This is a genomic window from Streptomyces sp. DH10 (assembly GCF_029813805.1).
Lineage (GTDB): Bacteria > Actinomycetota > Actinomycetes > Streptomycetales > Streptomycetaceae > Streptomyces > Streptomyces coeruleofuscus.
Map to the genome: position 1 here is coordinate 375,515 of NZ_JARVKU010000006.1, position 15,949 is coordinate 391,463.

Genomic DNA, 15,949 nt, shown 5'->3' on the forward strand with positions numbered 1-15,949 from the left:
GGCGTTACCTGACGACCTGCAGCTCGCCGATCGCCACCTGCACGTTGGATTGCCGGATCTCGGTGAGCTGGCCGGCCTCTCCGCCGCCCTGCCAGTCGATCGTCCAGGTCGACGTCGCGGTGATCGGGAACTTGCCGTTCTTGGCGCCGGCTGAGGCCTTGGAGTACACGTGACCGCAGGTCGGCGACTGGGCCATGCCCGCGGAGGCCTGGTAGGGGGTACCGGGGCCGTTGCACGTCACGTTGGCTCCGTCACCCATCTTCCACTCGATCTTCGACACCTTCGCGGTGGCGGTCACGGTGATCCCGCCCGCCGATGCCGAAGCGGTGTTGGGTCCGTAGGTCGTGGCGCTCTGGTTGACCCACATCCACATCGGAACACCGACCGTGTACTTCCCGGCCGGGCGCGGGCTGGCGATGTCCGGGCCGAGCAGGGTCATCGAGTCGACTGCTCGCTGCGCCAAGACAGCCGGGTCCACCGTTTCTTGTTCGGGCGGTTCAGCCAGCCACACCATCTGTGTGATGGTGTTCGTGAAGTCCTCCCAACCGCAGGTCTGTTCGTACACTGCCCCGTCGCCGGGTTCGTGGCCTTCCCAGTCCAAGCTGCCGGCGGGTGGCTGCGGGTCTGCGAGTTTGTACTTGCAGACCTTCTTATTGGTGTCGTCACCGTCAGATGAACCGCTTCCACCTGTTCCGCCCGTGGTGTCGCTGCCCCCGGCTTGGCCGCCGGCCTGTCCGGGGACACCGGCCTCGACCTGGCACGTGTACAGGCCGCACTCAATACCGCCGCCGCCCTTAGGGTCATCCTCCGCGTGGCTGGTGACAGGGAAGGAGAGCGTAGCCAGAGCGGTTGCTGCGGTGACGGCAAGGCGACGCGTCAGCACGACTTCCCCTGGGGCTCATCGCTGGTGACGCGCCACCCCTCCGGGTACTTCTCGACGGTGCTGACGATCAAGTACTTCGTCAGCCGGTTTTCTGGGAGGGCCACCGGCTTCTTGGTCTCGGCATCGACGGTCTGCCACTTGGAGATGTCCAGGCAACTGGAGACGGTCGCGTTTGGGATCTTGCCCGAGACGTTGACCTTGGTAACCGTCTGGTCGGTCAGGGCGATGCTTCCGGTGTAGATGCGGCCGCGGTCATGAGCGCGCTTGGCGTCCGCCTCGGCGTTCTTCAATGCGGCGGCTGCGGCGTACTGATCAAGATGCGCGTTCTTGCCGGTGGGGTCGGCGTAGAGCTTTTCCATTTCCCGCCAATAAGCCCCATATGTAGCGATCGCTTCCTTACTCGCTGCTTCCTTTGGATCTGTTGCGGTAGACGCCGTCGGCGAAGGTGAGGCCGATGGGGACTTGTCTGCACTCCGGCTCTCGCCGTCGGAGGAACTGCACGCCGTCAGGGTGAGCCCTGCACAAAGTGCGAGGCAGGCGGCAGTTATACCTCGGGCGCGCACGGCGAATTCGCGCTCCGAGGAACGTCGCTGTTTCGGTGTCACGTGGTCTCCCCGTACGACGCGGTGCGATACGACCGCTGACCTGGCCTCCGGCATGCGGCGGCCTGGCTCTGGCGGCCTCGTCCAGCTGCGGTAATGGGCATGCGTGACCGCAAGATTACGCATATGCCACTCAATTTCCACCTCGATATTGGAGTGCACTCGTACATCTCGGGACGTACCCGGTCACCTGCGGGAGTCGCATGTCGACTTGTAGTCCTCACGCGCTCGCCTAACCGGGGCGTGCGGCCTCTTTTCAGCTGCCTGTGCGCGGGAACGAAACCTCGACCCGTCGGTTCTTCTGCCGGCCTTGCTCGGTGGCGTTGGACGCGACCGGATACCGTTCACCGAAACCGTGAGTCTCGAAGGCGACCGCGGTGGCGTGTAGTTCGGCGGAAAGAACGCTCTTCACAGCGTCAGCGCGACGCTTGGACAGGGCCTCGCCGTGTTCAGAGGAACCCAGGCTGTCAGTGAAGCCCGCAATTCGGATGCTCATGGCCTGCTGCTGCACGATCGCCCGGGCGACCGAGGCGATACGGGACCGCGCGGAGACGCTCAACCGTGCGCTGTCCTTGGCGAAGAGCACCTCGGCCTGGAGCTCGAACCTCACCTCACCGGTCGTGTCTCGGCGGCGTTCGGTGCCGTCGTGACTGCCGACTACCCGAGTGACAGCTGCCGGGGTCGAGCCGATATCGAGGACCCTTGCAGGAGCGAGCGTCGCGCCGTGACGAAGTGCAAGACCAGTGCCGGTGCTGTCTCGAGCCATGGCCTGCCCGGTGAGGCCGCTTCCCCCACACAGCGCGGTTGCCAGGGTGGCCAGCGCCAGCAGCGAGACCGTCAGGCGTGATCCGCTAGGGAACATGCCGCCTCACCTCACCCGGAGATCTCGATGGTCGCCGTGTCGAACAGCGGCATGTGGAAGCCGACCGAGCGCGCGCTCGCGGGTGGCGCGGGGAACTGCATGAAGACCCCTACCGTCTCCCTGGGCTTCAGCGTGGACAGGCCGGTCGTGGTGAGTGGGTTGCCGTTCGTATCGCGCAGTACGTAGTACCGCTTGCCGCCGGTGAAGTCGACGAGGGTCGCCCCTGCCAGCGACTGCCCGGTTCTGAGGACCTCAAGTTCGTGGCCCCGCAGCTCCGCTGGGACGACGGACGTTGTCCCCGAGCTGTTCTTCAGGTCGCCGCGCACAGTGACGTATCCGGCCGGGTCCCGCCGTGCCGAGGTGATCCTCAGTTCCAGTCCGTTCGGGCCCGAGAGGTCAGCCAATAGCGCGCCTGCCTTTCGCTGCCCAGTTACGGTGCCTGCGGCTGCGGAGCCGCCTGCTACTGCCGCAGCCGCCTCGGCGCGGTCCTGATTGGAGCTGCGGTCGGAACAGCCGGTGATCCCCAGGGCCAGCCCTGCCGCGACCGTCACCGCGACCAGACGCCTGCTGGCCGCTGAAGCAACCCAGTTACTCATGAGCTCGAGTCCTTTCAGGTGAACATGCTGATTCGATGCGGCGTGCGGCCGCGTCGCCCCTCCCCCGGCCGGGGAGAGGCGCTCACAGGCGGCCATGAGACGCCGCCGGCCAGACGGTGATCACGTCACCGTCGAGGGTCACGTGCCGATCGGGGAACTGGTGGCGGACCAGGGCGAGATCCTGCGTGTCAAAGTCACCTGCGCTTTCGACCACGCAGGCGCTTCCGATGTACGAGACCTCTTGAGTCCGGAGAGGCCACACCCTGCCGGACGTGTCTTCGTTACTGCGAATATGACGGACGAGCTGTGTCATCCGGAATCCCCCATAACTGGTCAGTGCAGGCGGGTGCGAGTCCCCATCCTCGCTGCGCGAAAGTAAGGTACGTGTTCGCGTAAGCAAATATCAAGCTGTTTGGGGTGAAGTTGCAAGGCTGAGACGTTCACTCATGGGCCATATGCCGTGGGGCGGCCAGGTCACAGCTCGGTCCACGGGCGGAGCTTGCTGCCGGCCAGGACGACCGCTCCCAGCGGTACTTCGCGGGCCGGATCGGCTTCGAGTGCGAGAAGGACGCGAGGGAACAGCGGGTACCAGCGCAGCCAGCCTTGCCCCGCTGTTTGCCCGGCCCAGTGAGGAGGCCTCCTCAAACTCAGGACGAGGCGCGGTCACTGGTATCCCTCCGAGTGCTTGCTCAGGCGTACCTGCGCTGTAGCAGCGGGAGCGCTCTGGGTGAGGAGATCGCCGACACGGCGCTGCTGAGCTGCAGCGGTGGCAGTGAGCTCATCAAGGGGCGCCGCGCCGGCGGTGACGCGGGCGGCGCGTTCCAGGGCAGCGACGTTGCCGGGACGGGCGTAGTCCGCGAACACCTCGTCCAGGTGCGGGCCGGTGATCCGGACGGGACCGACTCGGCGGCCGCCGACGGTGAGCGACATGTAGTGCTCGAACCGATCAAGCGAGGCCACTTCGTCGGCGCTCGGCTCGTCTCCCCACTCCGCGGTGATCGGAGCGATCGCGGTCTTGGATCCCGACGTGGACGCCAACGTGGAGGCGTTTTGCGTCAACGACATCCGCACCGGGGCCGGCAGACGGCCCAGCAGCTGGGTCATCCCGTGCACCGTGACCCTGTACTTGCGGAAGTCTTCGAACATCGACGCGATGGTCTCCGGGGCCGCACCGGTTAGGGTGATCAGCTCGTCGAAGTACAACCGGAACGGCCGTCGTTGGTCTTCGGGTGTGTCACGGCGGGAGCGCACTGCCCGCAACAGGTCCCGCGCGATGAGCGCGGTCAGCAGCCGGTCGGTGGGCCCGTTCCCGGCCGGGCACACCCACACAATCAGCCCGTTGTCCATGGCGGCCCGGCTGTTGTAGACGCCGACCGGCTGGCCGAGGAAGGCGCGGGTGACCGGGTTGGCGGCTAGCCGGGCGAGCGGGTTGAGGACCACGCCAAAGGCGTCCGGGGGGAAGGTCGGAAACACCGTCCGCCACCACGCGCGCGTCTCTTCGTCCAACTGGTCTGCCACGGCGGCCAGTGCCGCTCCCCGGAAGCCGGGGTCGGAGAGCAGGGACCGCACGTGGAAGATCGTGGCCTGGTGATCGCGGCGCCCGGCCTGGCAGGCGGCCCGGTTGACGGCGACGAGCACCGCCAGGCACGACGTGAGGATGGTCAGGGCTCGGGGAGCGGCGGCATCGTCCCAGCCGAGTATGGAGGCGAAGGCGTCGGTGACCGCCTCGACGACGTCGTGCGGCTCCTGCCCGTGGTGCATGGCGATCGGATTCCAGGAGCTCAATAGCGATGAGGGGCCCGCTGTATTCAGGTCGATCAGTGCGATCTTGCCCATGAGGTGGTCGTGAGCGAGGAAGGGCGCGGCGCGGGGCCAGGAATCGCGGTGCGGGTCGACGAACATCAGCCCGCCGCCGGCGTGCGCCCACCCGATCGCCTGTGCCAGAGCGCGTTCTGTTTTTCCTCCACCGGCCTTGCCCACGCCGCATTCGAACAGTGTCTCGGCCGTGTAGGTGGCGACCAGACGCTTCCGCCCGTCGGGCCCCCGGTAGATGCCCTGCAGCAGTAGCTCAGGGTTCGCGAACTCGAAGGACGGCAAGTCACCGGCGAGCAGCGGAAGCCGGCAGTGAACGGTCGGCGGTTTGAGCAGCCCCGTCAGTTCCTCCAGACGTACCCAGTTCGCCCGGGGCGGCTGGCATTGCCCCAACCGCCAGCGGCGGTCCCAGCTGCGCCGGGTGGGCCAGTGATCGGCGCCGAACCGCCACGGTCCCAGCCGCCAGCCGCGCATGGCCCACCGCGACCGGCCGCCGAAAACATCAAACGCGGCCTGGAGTTGCGCGAGGCGGGCCTCGGCGCGGCCTTCGATGTTGGACGCGCACATCACGAGCAACTGCACTCGCACGAGGTGATCGTCGTCGGCGAGCTTGCCCAGCGCCTCGGACGGATCCACCCGGCGCGGCACCGGGGGCATCACCAGCCGCCGCCCGGCTGTTCCCTCCTTGCCGGTGACCAGTGCCTGCAGATTCCAGACGAGCGAGTCCTCCATTCCTGTGGCGTCCTGGCGCACCCAGCGTGCCGCGCGCTGGGTCTCCCCGCGCTCCTGACGGCGTGCGGCACTCAAGATCTGCAGACGTCGAGCTCGCAGTGCCCACTTGGGGGCGCGCTGGATATCGAGGCGGACCTCGGCGAGGTCGCCCAGTTCGGCACGCAGGTCGGACACGGCATCGACCAGGGGCTGCAGTGGGTCGGGCTCCAGCGGAACGTCCCGCAAGGGGGCGGTGAGCTTGCCGCGCAGGATGAACTCCGCCCGGACTACATGGTCGCGTGGTTTGTCCCTAATCGGGCGGGACCGGTCGACGGTGACGTTCGGCCCGAACGGGGTGATGGACAGCAGCCGTTCACCGCCCGCTGGGCCTTCGATGCGGTAGCGCAGGGGGGCGGAGCCGTCGGCGCGCAGTCGAATCTGCACCGTTTTTGACCGGCGGGGCGCCCACCACGGCATGCTCGTCGATGCCCGCGACAGCTGCACTCCCCGGCGGAAGATCTCCTCCAGGCCCGGGTCGAAGTGCCGGTTCGGGGTGAGTTCCAGGGCCATTCGCTGGGCGTAGGCCCGCTGCGCAAGGTGGCGCACCACCACTTCTCCCACGCCCCAGGAAACGGAGATGGTGAGTGCGAGCAGGTACCAGTGGTCGAAGAGCCAGTCGACGGCGTCGACGAGTCCGTTGATCAGGCCGAGCACCTCTCCGGAGGTGCTCGCAGAGGCCTGGCCCGTCAGGTACGAGGCTGCGGAATCCATGTCGGCTCTCCCTTCTTGATAGTGCGGGTGAAGGACAGGTCGGTGATGCGGCCGTCGGTGTAGGTGCCGCCGCGGTCGGTGCCCGCCCACACCAGGTGCACCACAGCCCGGTCCTCGGCACCGTCGCGGCGCGCGACGACGGCCTGGATACGGAAGCGGGCAGCGGCGAACGCCGGCGCGATTGCCTGATCCGGGCGGCCGAAGAACGCGGGCCACCTGGCGCGGCCGAAGCCGGTGGCATCAGCGCGCAGCAGGTCACGGCCGGCCGCGCGGAGCTGCCGCTCGTCTTCAGCGGCCAGGTCCGCAGGCCATGCCGCCTCCAGTGCTTGCTGGATGGCCTGATCACCGGACGCTCCTTCACCATGCGGTGGTAGCGCCGACTCGGACGGCGTAGCGGGGGTCGTTTTCGACGGGCGGAGGCTTCGAACCGCTGTCTCCTGGCTGGTGGACGAAGGCCGGACGGCCGTCGGTGGCGGAGTCGCAGAGGCGCTGCCGGGCCTGGGCGACTGCGCCAGCAGGACAACACCGGCCACCGCCAGGGCCAACGTCGTGACTAGCAGCAGCAACGGCGAGCGCGATGCGCGTGTCGTCATAGCAGCCTGGCTCCTCCGGCGAAGCCCGACATCGCGCTGACCGCGTCCAGCCGTACGACCGTGCCCGGGCGGGGAGCGTTGATCATTTGACCGTTTCCGACGTAGATGCCGACGTGATAGATCGTTGAGTCGTGCCCCGGGGCGTAGGCGTAGAACACCAGATCACCGGGCTTGAGAGCCCTGGTTCCGAGGCTGGCGGGGATCCGCTGTCCCACACCGGCCTGGGCTGCCGCAGTGCGCGGCAGGCGGATGCCGGCCTTGGCGTAGGCGAACGTGGTCAGGCCCGAGCAGTCGAAGCCCTTGATGTTCGTTCCGGACTTCCCGCTGGGGGAGCAGCAGATCCCGTACGACGTGCCGCTCGCGTTGCCGCCGCCCCAGGAGTACGGGACACCGCGCTGGGCCAGCGCCGCATTGATGACGGTGCGAACCTTCCCTGAGACGTTCTTCAGGTCCGGGTCCTTGGCGGCCGCCGTGTACTGGTCGACCCAGCCCAGCACGTTCGCGACGTACTCGCCTGAGTGGTTGTACTGGAAGATCGCAGACCTCAGCTGTGCCCGCTTGGTCAGATCGCGGCCGTCCCCGCAAAGGTAGATCGCGGCGCCGAGCGCGGCATCGTCGGCGTTGTGCGGGTCGGCAACCTTGTCGCCGCCAGCGTCCTGGCCGACGCTGCTCCAGGTGGCGGGCAGGAACTGGAAGGGGCCGACGGCGCGCTCTCCTTGAGCGGTGCCGTCCCACCTCCCGCCGTCGGTGTCCGGGAAGACCGTGGTGTTTCCACCTGCGCCGGAACCGTTGAGGAGCACCCCGTAGATCTTCGGCCGGATGTCTCCGCTGGCGGCGATGTTGCGGCCCGCAGCGTGGTTGGACTCGACCTTGGCGATACCGGCGAGGATCGGCCAGCGCATGCCCTGGCACTTCGGAACATGCTTGCTGACGTGCTGGGCGGCCTTCTTGTACGCGGTCAGCATCCGCGGTGGGATGTCCGCGGCGCTCCCCCCCTCGGCGATTCCGCCGTTGTCCTGGGCCGCCGTCTTCAGCGCGACGTATGCGCTAATCGCGTTGCCCACTGGGGCCGCGCAGCACACGGCAGCGAACAGTAGTAGCACCCCTGCACATCCCCACCGCGCCATACGACGGCGCCGTACCGCTGTCATGCGTCCTCACCGGACCTGTCGTCGCGCCGCCATTGCTCGCGCATCTCTCGGATCGCCGCGGCCTGCCGCATCAGCTCGTTCATGCGGGCCCGCCCCACGTTGCGGCCGCCGCTCCCCGTGTCGGCGCCCGCGGAGGGAGCCGACTGGTCTCCCGCACCTTGTGCGGGGGGAGAGGCTGCGCCTCCGGAGAGCCGCCGACGCGGGGTCGGGCTCAGCCGGGCTGGCGCGGTGGTCCCGGCCCTGGGTGCCGGTGCACTGGACCGCGGCGCGGACGGAGTCATGCGGGCTGTCGCGCCGCCGGAGGTCGTGGTCGGACGCGGGGCAGCAGCCGGGCGGGCGGCGGCGGATGGTGCAACGGCCGGCAGGCGGCGGCCGCCGCCGGTCGGGCCATGCCCGCCGCCGTCTCCGGGGTTCTCCCGCAGGACATGCGAAACATGACGTCCTGTGTCGGCCCAGGCGCGGCCGTCCTCACGCCAGGTATTGCCCCACACCCTCACCTGCTGCCGGGCGTCCTGGGCGTAACGCGATCCGCCGCCCCGTGCCCGGCGCACGCTGGCGGGAAGCCCGTATGTCGCCCCGTAGGCGACTCGGCCGCCGCGGTGGAGGATGCGGTACCCGCGGAATCGCGCCAGCCGGTTATGGGCCCGGGTCGCGAGCAGGGTGCGGTCGGTGTTCTGGTCGTGCAGCACCTGACCTGAGTTGGGGTCAACAATCTGCCCCTCCTCGTTGCGGTACCGGTCGGGCGGCCCAGCGGGGCGCCGCGGGCCGGGGCTGCCCGCCCCGCCTTCTCCTGCGCCCGACGGGCCGCCGGGGCCCTCCTCGCCCTCACCGGTGGGCTTGAGCCACTTGGCCAGTTGCTCGTGACCTGGTCGACGGCCGATCAGAAGCCAGTGCCCGCTCTTTGCACCGACCCGTGCTCCCAGTCCGCCCACGGCTGCCGCCGCGGAAAGCGGGGCGAGACCACGCCCGGCCTCGGCGGTGGCGTCGGCGAGCATGCGGCCGGTGTCAGTCGGCATGCCCGCGCCGTCGACCAGGGAAGTCAGGGCGTTCATCAGCCGTTGGCGGGTGCCGAGCAACCCGAACCGGCCGCCTCCACCACCGGTGAAGGAGCGCAGCCCGCCGCCGTAGCCGCCTATCGCGGCAGGGGAGTTCATAGCGAGTGCGGCGCCGAGCTCGGAGGTATCACCAGGCAGGTGGGTGCCGCCTACCTTGGCGTAACGCATCCGCATGGCCATGCGACGGCCGAAGGAGGCGATGCCGGTCAGCAGCCTGCGGTGCCCGGCAGCGCCGGCGATGGCCAGCACGTCGATCAGCAGGATCCGCTCCACCATCAGGTCGGGCCCGTCGGTGACGACCGCGTCGACGGCGATACCGAAAAACGGCACGAACGCGCAGATCCCCACCACAGCGAGAACCGCAATGCCCCACAGCGACAGCCACTTCCACACCGACTGGCGCGCCGGGCCGGGCAGCATGCCCGCGATGAATGTGACGCCTCCAGCGGCCGCCGCTGCAGCGCAGATGCCCTGAGTGCCGAGCAGGACGATCGCGCTGCTCAGCAGCATGCCGCAGATGAACAGCGCGGCGATCAACAGCAGCACGGCTCCGCCGACCCGCCACCAAGTGGGTTCCTCGGCGTAGGCGGCACACGCCTTGCCGACGTCGCCGGCCTTGCGCATGTCCTGCAGGAAGGCGTGGAACTCGCGATCCTCGTCCGTGACGATCGCGTTCGAGGCGTCAAGCAATTCGCCGCCTGGCGTCAGCTCCGGCAAGCTGTTGCCGGCGCGGCCGCCGCCGGTGTCCCGCTCGCAGTACTCCCTGGCCGGACCCCTGAGGAGGCGGCAGTTGTCCTCCTTTTCGTTCTGTTCTTCGCAGTGGGACCGGGCCGGTGGCGCGAGCTGGTCACACCCGTTGTCCTCACCGTCTGTGCCCTCGGAGGCCTTGTAGCCTCCGGTGATCCACTTGAGGTGGACGGCGTAGGCCTTGCGGTCGGAGTCCTTCGCCGGGTCTAGGGTGCGCCCGTATTGGAGCAGCATGTACGGCTTGACGACGAGCGCATTGGTGACCGAGTCCTGGATCGGCCGGGCTACGTCCTCTGCGGAGACCGGACGCTCACCTTCTCGTTCCAGGCACTTGATCTCGGCGTTGCCGGCCAGCCCGTCGCATGGCTCCCGGCTGGCGATCTTGCCGCCCCAGTCGTAGGAGGCAACGCTCTGCTGGGCCACCTCGGCGGCCACCGCTTGCCCCTGCCCCAGCGGGCCGTCCTGGGCGAGCAGGTAGTCGGGACGGACGAACGTGGAAGCGGCGAACGCCGCGATCAGCAGAGTGAGGAACACTTCGCCCAGACCGCGTCCCATGCGACCGCGCACGATCATGAAACCGGCGAACACGAACGCCCAGGCCAGCAGCAGACCCTTCAGCCCGAGCGAGTCGACGACCACGCTGTTGTAGGCGTCGGCCACCTCCTGCGCCGGGCGGGTGAGGATCTTCAGCAGCGGGAACCGGAAGCCCACCTCGATCGCCCATCCCGCCAGGCCGACCAGCAGTCGGATCAGGGTGAACAGGCCGCCCAGGGCGAAGGAGAGGAACTGCGTCTTGAAGCTGACGATGGACCCGCCCTCGGCGTTCAGCTCATATCCGTTGATCGCCACGCCCTCGGAGGAGGCGATGTTCAACGGTGCGAGCAGGTCACCGGTCTCGCTGTTGCTGCCGGCGGCATACACCACCTGGCTGTTCACCAAGACGAACACACTGGTGAGCACCAGGACGAAGCCGGCCGATCGGAGCGTGCCGCGGTCTGGGCGCCACATTCAGCGCCGCCCGTGCCCGGCAGCGCCCCGGCGCCGCCACACGACGACGGCTGTCAGCACAGCGGCGGGCGGAACCAGCATCCATGCTGCCCTGGCGCCGTCCGGGTGGGCTTCGTCCGTGGAGGCCGTGGACGTGGGGGAGCGGTGGCCGCGTTCGCAGTGCTCCTTCGCCGGGCCCGAGTTCGACTCGCACGCGTCCTGGCGCGCGGAGTCAGAAGGGGAATCGATGGCGAAGGCCTCGCCGGTGTGCGGCCACCATGACTCCGGCACGCCGGCCCCCATGACCAGGGCGAGCAGGAGGGCCGGGAGGGCGATCACGGTCAGGGTGCTCGCCGCGGTGGCGATGCGCCGGGAGCGGGATGAGGAGAAAGACGACGTGCTCATGAGACGTGTTCCTTCGGTCGGGCCGTCTCGGCCTCACTGGAGGCCTGTGCGGTGCTCGCGCTCGTACGACGGCCCGGTGTGGTGGCGATGGAGGTGGTGATCCGCTCGATGCGGGGGATGACGGCCTTGACCCGGCCCGTGTTCTGCCGCGGGCAGGCCAGCAGGAACTCCCCTTCGCGGCCGCGCTGCCCGACGGGGGACAGGCCAGTGGTCACCAGCCGCAGCAGCTCGCCGTCGTTCGGGTCGAGCCCGACGAACTCCAGGCCGCGCCGGGCGCGTCCACGGTCGGTGGTGCGGGCGAGCGCCCGATAGGCCATCAGCCCGCGGTCGGGGCCGAGTTCCTCGGCGTCGTGAGATGCGGCGAGCAGGCCGGCGCCATGCTTGCGCCCGTCATGGAGGATTTCGTGCACCAGCGCGGTGCCCTCGGCCGACGAGGTGAGCCAGTACAGCTCGTCCGCGACGACCGCGGTGAACCGCTCGGGGTCCTCGAAAGCGGTCTGCCTGGCGAGCGCCGCGATCAGGTAGAGCACGGCGCGCCCGATCAGGGCCTCCAGCGGCTGCTGGTGCAGCACCTCCGGATTGTCGAACGCGGCCTTGGGCGGCAGCTTCAGACCAGCGGTCGTGATCACGATCATGTCGGAGGTACTGGAGGCGTCCAGCCGCACCGGGGGCAGGGTGGGGTCGAACACCATGCGGGCCAGCGAGTTGGTGGCCACCACGCGGACGAGGCCGGCGAGCGCGGACGCCGCGTCCTGCCGCCTGCCCACCTCGGTCGTGGCCATCTCCTCCAGGACCTCAAGCACGCGGCTCATGGAGGGGGCGTCGCTGGCCGCTGCCTTCTCGACGGCGTGGTGCAGGACCTCGCCGTTGGTGCTCATCGGGCCGATGCCGAGCTGCAGGGTCAGGTAGGACAGGGCGTAGTGGCGGCCTTCGGGTCCGTCGAACATGCGAAGCGGGTCGATGGACACCTCGGCCTGGGCGGCGTCGATGATCTGGACGCGGCCCTTGGCGGCGGTGCGGGCGAAGGTTGCCCACTCACGTACGGGGGTGCGGTCGATGCAGATCGCGCAGCCGCCGCGCGCCCACACTGCCTCCGCGATCAGCTTCTGCAGGACGCTCTTCCCGGCCCCCAGATCACCGACGATGCCCAGGGACGCGGACGCGTCGTGCTTCGGAGCGTCCGCGACGTTGATCATGACGGGGCGGGTCGTGCCGCAGTCCAGGTCGATGCCGAGGAACATGCCGTTGGGGTCACCGACCTCACCGACGGTGAAAGCGCCGCCCAACGCCCAGTCCTCGGAGACCTGGTGCTGCGTGAACTCGCGCACCACTCCCGGCCGTGCGGTGCCCGGCAGCCCGAGCAGGAACAGCGCCTCCTGCAGCCCGGCCGGGCGCACGGCTCGGTAGTCGGCGCCGCCGAGCAGCGAGGCCAGGGCCCGCGCGCGGGCGTCGCAGATCGCGGCGGTCGGCCCCCACACGGTCAGCACGGTCACGGACTGCACCTCGACCTCGACCGAGGTGCGCGACAGACGGGCGTCGAGCTCGCCCAGGTCGCGGGCGGCGTCGGTGAGCGAGGCGGGCATGCCGGTCGGCCGGGCGTCGTACTGGTCGGCCTGATCGACCAGTTCGTTGCGCTTGCGCCGCACCTGATCGCGGGCCTTCTCCGCAGGCACGAGCGTGAGGTCGACGGTGTAGTCGACGGGAAAATCGAGTGTCTCCAGCTGGGCGAACAGATCGGCGGCATCGGCGCTGACTGCGGGCGGGCACTCGGCGAGCGCCAGCTGCGCCTGGTAGCCGGTGCCGGCGTCGGATTCGATCTGCAGCCACCGCCTGCGCAGCGGGGAAGCCGTCTTGACCCGCCACCAGGCCTTGCGTCCGGACCGGGTGAGCTGGTCGGCGCTCTTGAGCTCGTCGACGTCGTCGAGGTCCGGGTCGATGCCGCCCTCCTGGAGGCGGGCCTGCCCGAGATCGGCGTAGCTGGGGGAGTGCAGCACTCCCTCGCGTACCTGCCCGCCGTACAGCTCGCTGCTTTCGGCTTCGGCCAGCAGCGGCTCGTCCAGTCCGCGGTGCAGAGCGTGCTGGACCATCCATACGACCTCCGCCGGACGGGCGGGGCGGAACGCGACGCCGCCGGCGAGCGCGGCCTCCACCCGCGAGGCCTGCTCCTGGTACGCGGTCACTTCCCGCCGCGCTACCGGCGTCGGCCGCATGCCCAGCGTCGGGGCGATCTCCGCCCACATCGCGCCGAACTGAGCGGCCATCTGCAGGCCGGCGCCCTCGGTCTGGAGCGGGACCGCCAGCCACAGGGTGCGGCGGTGCATCTCCTGCCCGTCCAGCAGATCCAGCGTGGCCTCGACGTTCTCCACCCACGGGTGCGTCTGGCCCGGCGGGGTGTCGGAGGGTTCGATCCCCTCGATCATGCGCAGCGCGACTTCCCCCGGATCGACCCGGGCGCACAGACCGAACAGCCGAGGTGCCCCGGATAGGGACCGCACCAGATGAGTGATCTTGGCGAGCTGTTCTTCCCGTACGGCGGCCGGCACATAGGTGCCCTGCACGCTTTCCTCGTGGCGGCCGTGCTCGTCCGGCCCCGGGTGCAGCCGGTACACGGCCCACACGCTGCCGTGCGTCGACCACACCAGATGCCCGGCGATATGACGGATCGGCACCCTCACCGCGCACCCCCCTGTTCGGCGCGCGCGAGCAACTGCTGCACACCCGACACCGGCCGAACCGGCTGAGCGCCGACGGCCGCCGGGCGATCGCCCGACCGCGACCGTGCCGCCTCCCGGTGCGCCGTACGCCCGGCGGCTCGCGGCCGCGGAGCCGCACTGATCGCCGGAGCCGGGGCATTGCCCTCGATGACGAAGCCACCGGTCAGGGTGCGGGCGGCGTGGTCGCGGGCTGCGCGGCCGCCGATCCGGCCCCCGCGCGGCTGCCAGCACAGCAGCAGCCAGCCCAGGGCCGCCTGGATCGGGGCACGTCCTTTGATCTTCGGACGGCGCACCGCCCATATGCCCAGCAGCCAAGCAGCGATGGGAACGGGCCCCATCCACGACCACCACGGAATCGTCTTGACCAGAAGGAAGCCGCCGGCGACGGCGAGGAGGATCTGCGCGGGCGTGAACGGGCCGAGGGGGATACGCCAGTCGGCGACCTTGCCCAGCACCCACGGGTGGCGGCGGGCCGAGGTGTAGAAGCGGCCCATTCGCACGGATGCGGTGGTCGCGGCGGCGGCGCTCACAGCCAACCTCCGACGCCTGCGGAGTGATCACGGGCAGCCGGAGGATCGCCCTGCACGATGCCGGGAACGGCGGGCGCCGACTTCGACGGGTTCTTGACCTCGTCCTCGAACATGTCAGCGAGGTCGTTGCGCGAGTTGTACAGGCCGAGCGCGATCACCATGAGGATCAGCGCGCCGATCCCGGCCTTCAGCGAGAACTTTTGGATCATGATGACGACGACGAGGACGAGCAGCCCGGCCTGCAGGCCCTTGGTCGCCCAGTTCTCGAACATCGTGATCCACGAGTCGCCAAGGTCGTCGAGCTTCCCGGCGAGCAAAACATCGGTCATGACCGGGCACCTCCCGCCTGGGCAGTGCCGGACTCCAGCCCTGCCACTTCCCAGCGGCCCGAGCGGGCCTTGAGCGTCAGCTCGTACGCCAGCGGCCACCGCCCCGCACTGTTGCGGGCCTCCACCTCGGCCATCACCCGCACCCGGGTCCCGTCCTGAGGGACGGACTCGGCGGCCGCCTCCTGATCGGCGGCAAGCACCTGCTGGACCGTGACCGTCTGGTACGGGGCGGGGGAGACGGGCGACACACTCACGCCGGGCGCGAGGTAGCGGTCGACCTCACCGGCACCCGCCAGATACGCGGCGAGGAACTCCCCAGCCGCGGACGACACATCACCGTCCGTCGGGACAGTCACCGTGTACGGCGACCGAGCCCCCTCGGCGCGGGACGGGCCGGCCACCACCCCGGGGGCCCCGGACACGGTGAACGAGGCGCCGCCTGAGTCGGCGACGACCGGCACCGCGAAGTAGCGCACCGAGCCGTCGGCGTACTGCGCAGCCAGCGTCACCGACCACGCCTTGCCGGTCTGCTGCGCACTGCGCACCGCCACGACTGACTCCGGCTCGGGCTGCGCATCCGAAGCCTCGGGAAGATCAACGTCCGGGCCCATCGACTGCGCAAGCCGGGCCTGCGCAGTGGTCTCGGCGCCCGAGCGGCTGCGCAGCCACGCATCGAGGAACACCGTGGCGTACCCGGCCGGGTTGGCCGGCACGGCCGTCTTCACTGTGGTCGGCTTCGTCGCGGGGGCAGCACGGACCACGGTCGCGGGGGTGGCCACGGTGACGGCCAGCGCGATGGGGCCAGCCGCCACCGCGGCCCACACACCCAGATGGCCCAGGCGGACCCGGCGCCGCATCTGCTGCAGCCGAGCCCCCGCAGCGGTCGGAGGAGCAGCCTGCTTCTCCGCTGCCTGCTTGGCAGGAGACATTCCAAACTCCCAGGTCAGAGCGAGCTCTTGCTTCTGACCCGAGACAACCCGTCGACCCCGACCCGACCACCGACCACGAAGGCCCGACCACGATCACGAAGGGGACACAAACCCGTGGTCGGGCCCATGGTCGCCCCGACCACAGACCCGACCACGACATTTCGCGCCCCACGGAGCCCCGCTCCGACACGGCGGATCGCACGCCGATCGGGGCGGCCGGCGCCTAGTGCGCACGCCGAATGAAGCCTGCGGGCGCGCACCACCGGACTTCC

The 15,949-nt window shown here is 69.6% G+C and carries 14 protein-coding genes; all 14 read right to left on the reverse strand.

The annotated features are described in order from the left end of the window. Positions 1-4: 4 nt before the first annotated feature. The 14 genes from QC385_RS16180 to QC385_RS16245 all read right to left on the reverse strand — a co-directional run bounded on the left by QC385_RS16180 (position 5) and on the right by QC385_RS16245 (position 15,677). Positions 5-883 (reverse strand): ATP/GTP-binding protein, encoded by an 879-nt coding sequence (locus QC385_RS16180; protein ID WP_279542003.1) that lies wholly within the window; start codon positions 881-883, stop codon positions 5-7. Then, positions 877-1,242, reverse strand: a complete 366-nt coding sequence (locus tag QC385_RS16185; RefSeq protein WP_279542004.1) for a secreted protein/lipoprotein — start codon at positions 1,240-1,242, stop codon at positions 877-879. Before QC385_RS16185 ends, QC385_RS16180 begins: the two co-directional genes overlap by 7 nt. Before the next feature lie 499 nt (positions 1,243-1,741). Beyond that, positions 1,742-2,347 (reverse strand): OmpA family protein, encoded by a 606-nt coding sequence (locus QC385_RS16190; protein ID WP_279542005.1) that lies wholly within the window; start codon positions 2,345-2,347, stop codon positions 1,742-1,744. 11 nt (positions 2,348-2,358) lie between these two features. Beyond that, the gene (locus tag QC385_RS16195; protein ID WP_279542006.1) at positions 2,359-2,751 is read right to left on the reverse strand and encodes a hypothetical protein; all 393 of its coding nucleotides are present in this window, start codon (positions 2,749-2,751) and stop codon (positions 2,359-2,361) included. A gap of 274 nt (positions 2,752-3,025) precedes the next feature. Beyond that, complete coding sequence (locus tag QC385_RS16200) at positions 3,026-3,256, reverse strand: hypothetical protein (protein WP_279542007.1); 231 nt, start codon at positions 3,254-3,256, stop codon at positions 3,026-3,028. A 350-nt stretch (positions 3,257-3,606) separates the two neighbouring features. Further along, a complete protein-coding gene (locus QC385_RS16205) occupies positions 3,607-6,237 on the reverse strand; it encodes an ATP/GTP-binding protein (RefSeq protein WP_279542008.1) in 2,631 nt (876 codons plus the stop codon). After that, the gene (locus tag QC385_RS16210) at positions 6,213-6,830 is read right to left on the reverse strand and encodes a hypothetical protein (protein WP_279542009.1); all 618 of its coding nucleotides are present in this window, start codon (positions 6,828-6,830) and stop codon (positions 6,213-6,215) included. Before QC385_RS16210 ends, QC385_RS16205 begins: the two co-directional genes overlap by 25 nt. Then, positions 6,827-7,894, reverse strand: coding sequence for a C40 family peptidase (locus QC385_RS16215; RefSeq protein ID WP_279542010.1), 1,068 nt, complete (start codon positions 7,892-7,894; stop codon positions 6,827-6,829). The genes QC385_RS16210 and QC385_RS16215 overlap by 4 nt, the downstream gene beginning before the upstream one ends. A gap of 83 nt (positions 7,895-7,977) precedes the next feature. Further along, positions 7,978-10,791, reverse strand: coding sequence for a hypothetical protein (locus QC385_RS16220; protein WP_279542011.1), 2,814 nt, complete (start codon positions 10,789-10,791; stop codon positions 7,978-7,980). Beyond that, positions 10,792-11,175, reverse strand: a complete 384-nt coding sequence (locus QC385_RS16225) for a hypothetical protein (RefSeq protein ID WP_279542012.1) — start codon at positions 11,173-11,175, stop codon at positions 10,792-10,794. Beyond that, positions 11,172-13,850, reverse strand: coding sequence for an ATP-binding protein (locus QC385_RS16230; protein WP_279542013.1), 2,679 nt, complete (start codon positions 13,848-13,850; stop codon positions 11,172-11,174). The genes QC385_RS16225 and QC385_RS16230 overlap by 4 nt, the downstream gene beginning before the upstream one ends. Beyond that, positions 13,847-14,383, reverse strand: a complete 537-nt coding sequence (locus QC385_RS16235; protein ID WP_279542079.1) for a hypothetical protein — start codon at positions 14,381-14,383, stop codon at positions 13,847-13,849. The genes QC385_RS16230 and QC385_RS16235 overlap by 4 nt, the downstream gene beginning before the upstream one ends. 32 nt (positions 14,384-14,415) lie before the next feature. Then, positions 14,416-14,748 carry a hypothetical protein gene (locus QC385_RS16240; protein ID WP_279542014.1) on the reverse strand — a complete coding sequence of 111 codons (333 nt, stop codon included), beginning with the start codon at positions 14,746-14,748 and terminating at the stop codon, positions 14,416-14,418. Further along, positions 14,745-15,677 (reverse strand): conjugal transfer protein, encoded by a 933-nt coding sequence (locus QC385_RS16245; protein ID WP_279542015.1) that lies wholly within the window; start codon positions 15,675-15,677, stop codon positions 14,745-14,747. The genes QC385_RS16240 and QC385_RS16245 overlap by 4 nt, the downstream gene beginning before the upstream one ends. Positions 15,678-15,949 lie beyond the last annotated feature (272 nt).

Coding starts and splice junctions, on each gene's coding strand:
- QC385_RS16200 (WP_279542007.1), bottom strand. CDS start 3,256: ATGACACAGCTCGTCCGTCATATTCGCAGTAACGAAGACACGTCCGGC.
- QC385_RS16210 (WP_279542009.1), bottom strand. CDS start 6,830: ATGACGACACGCGCATCGCGCTCGCCGTTGCTGCTGCTAGTCACGACG.
- QC385_RS16190 (WP_279542005.1), bottom strand. CDS start 2,347: ATGTTCCCTAGCGGATCACGCCTGACGGTCTCGCTGCTGGCGCTGGCC.
- QC385_RS16235 (WP_279542079.1), bottom strand. CDS start 14,383: ATGGGCCGCTTCTACACCTCGGCCCGCCGCCACCCGTGGGTGCTGGGC.
- QC385_RS16240 (WP_279542014.1), bottom strand. CDS start 14,748: ATGACCGATGTTTTGCTCGCCGGGAAGCTCGACGACCTTGGCGACTCG.
- QC385_RS16185 (WP_279542004.1), bottom strand. CDS start 1,242: ATGGAAAAGCTCTACGCCGACCCCACCGGCAAGAACGCGCATCTTGAT.
- QC385_RS16245 (WP_279542015.1), bottom strand. CDS start 15,677: ATGTCTCCTGCCAAGCAGGCAGCGGAGAAGCAGGCTGCTCCTCCGACC.
- QC385_RS16225 (WP_279542012.1), bottom strand. CDS start 11,175: ATGAGCACGTCGTCTTTCTCCTCATCCCGCTCCCGGCGCATCGCCACC.
- QC385_RS16205 (WP_279542008.1), bottom strand. CDS start 6,237: ATGGATTCCGCAGCCTCGTACCTGACGGGCCAGGCCTCTGCGAGCACC.
- QC385_RS16220 (WP_279542011.1), bottom strand. CDS start 10,791: ATGTGGCGCCCAGACCGCGGCACGCTCCGATCGGCCGGCTTCGTCCTG.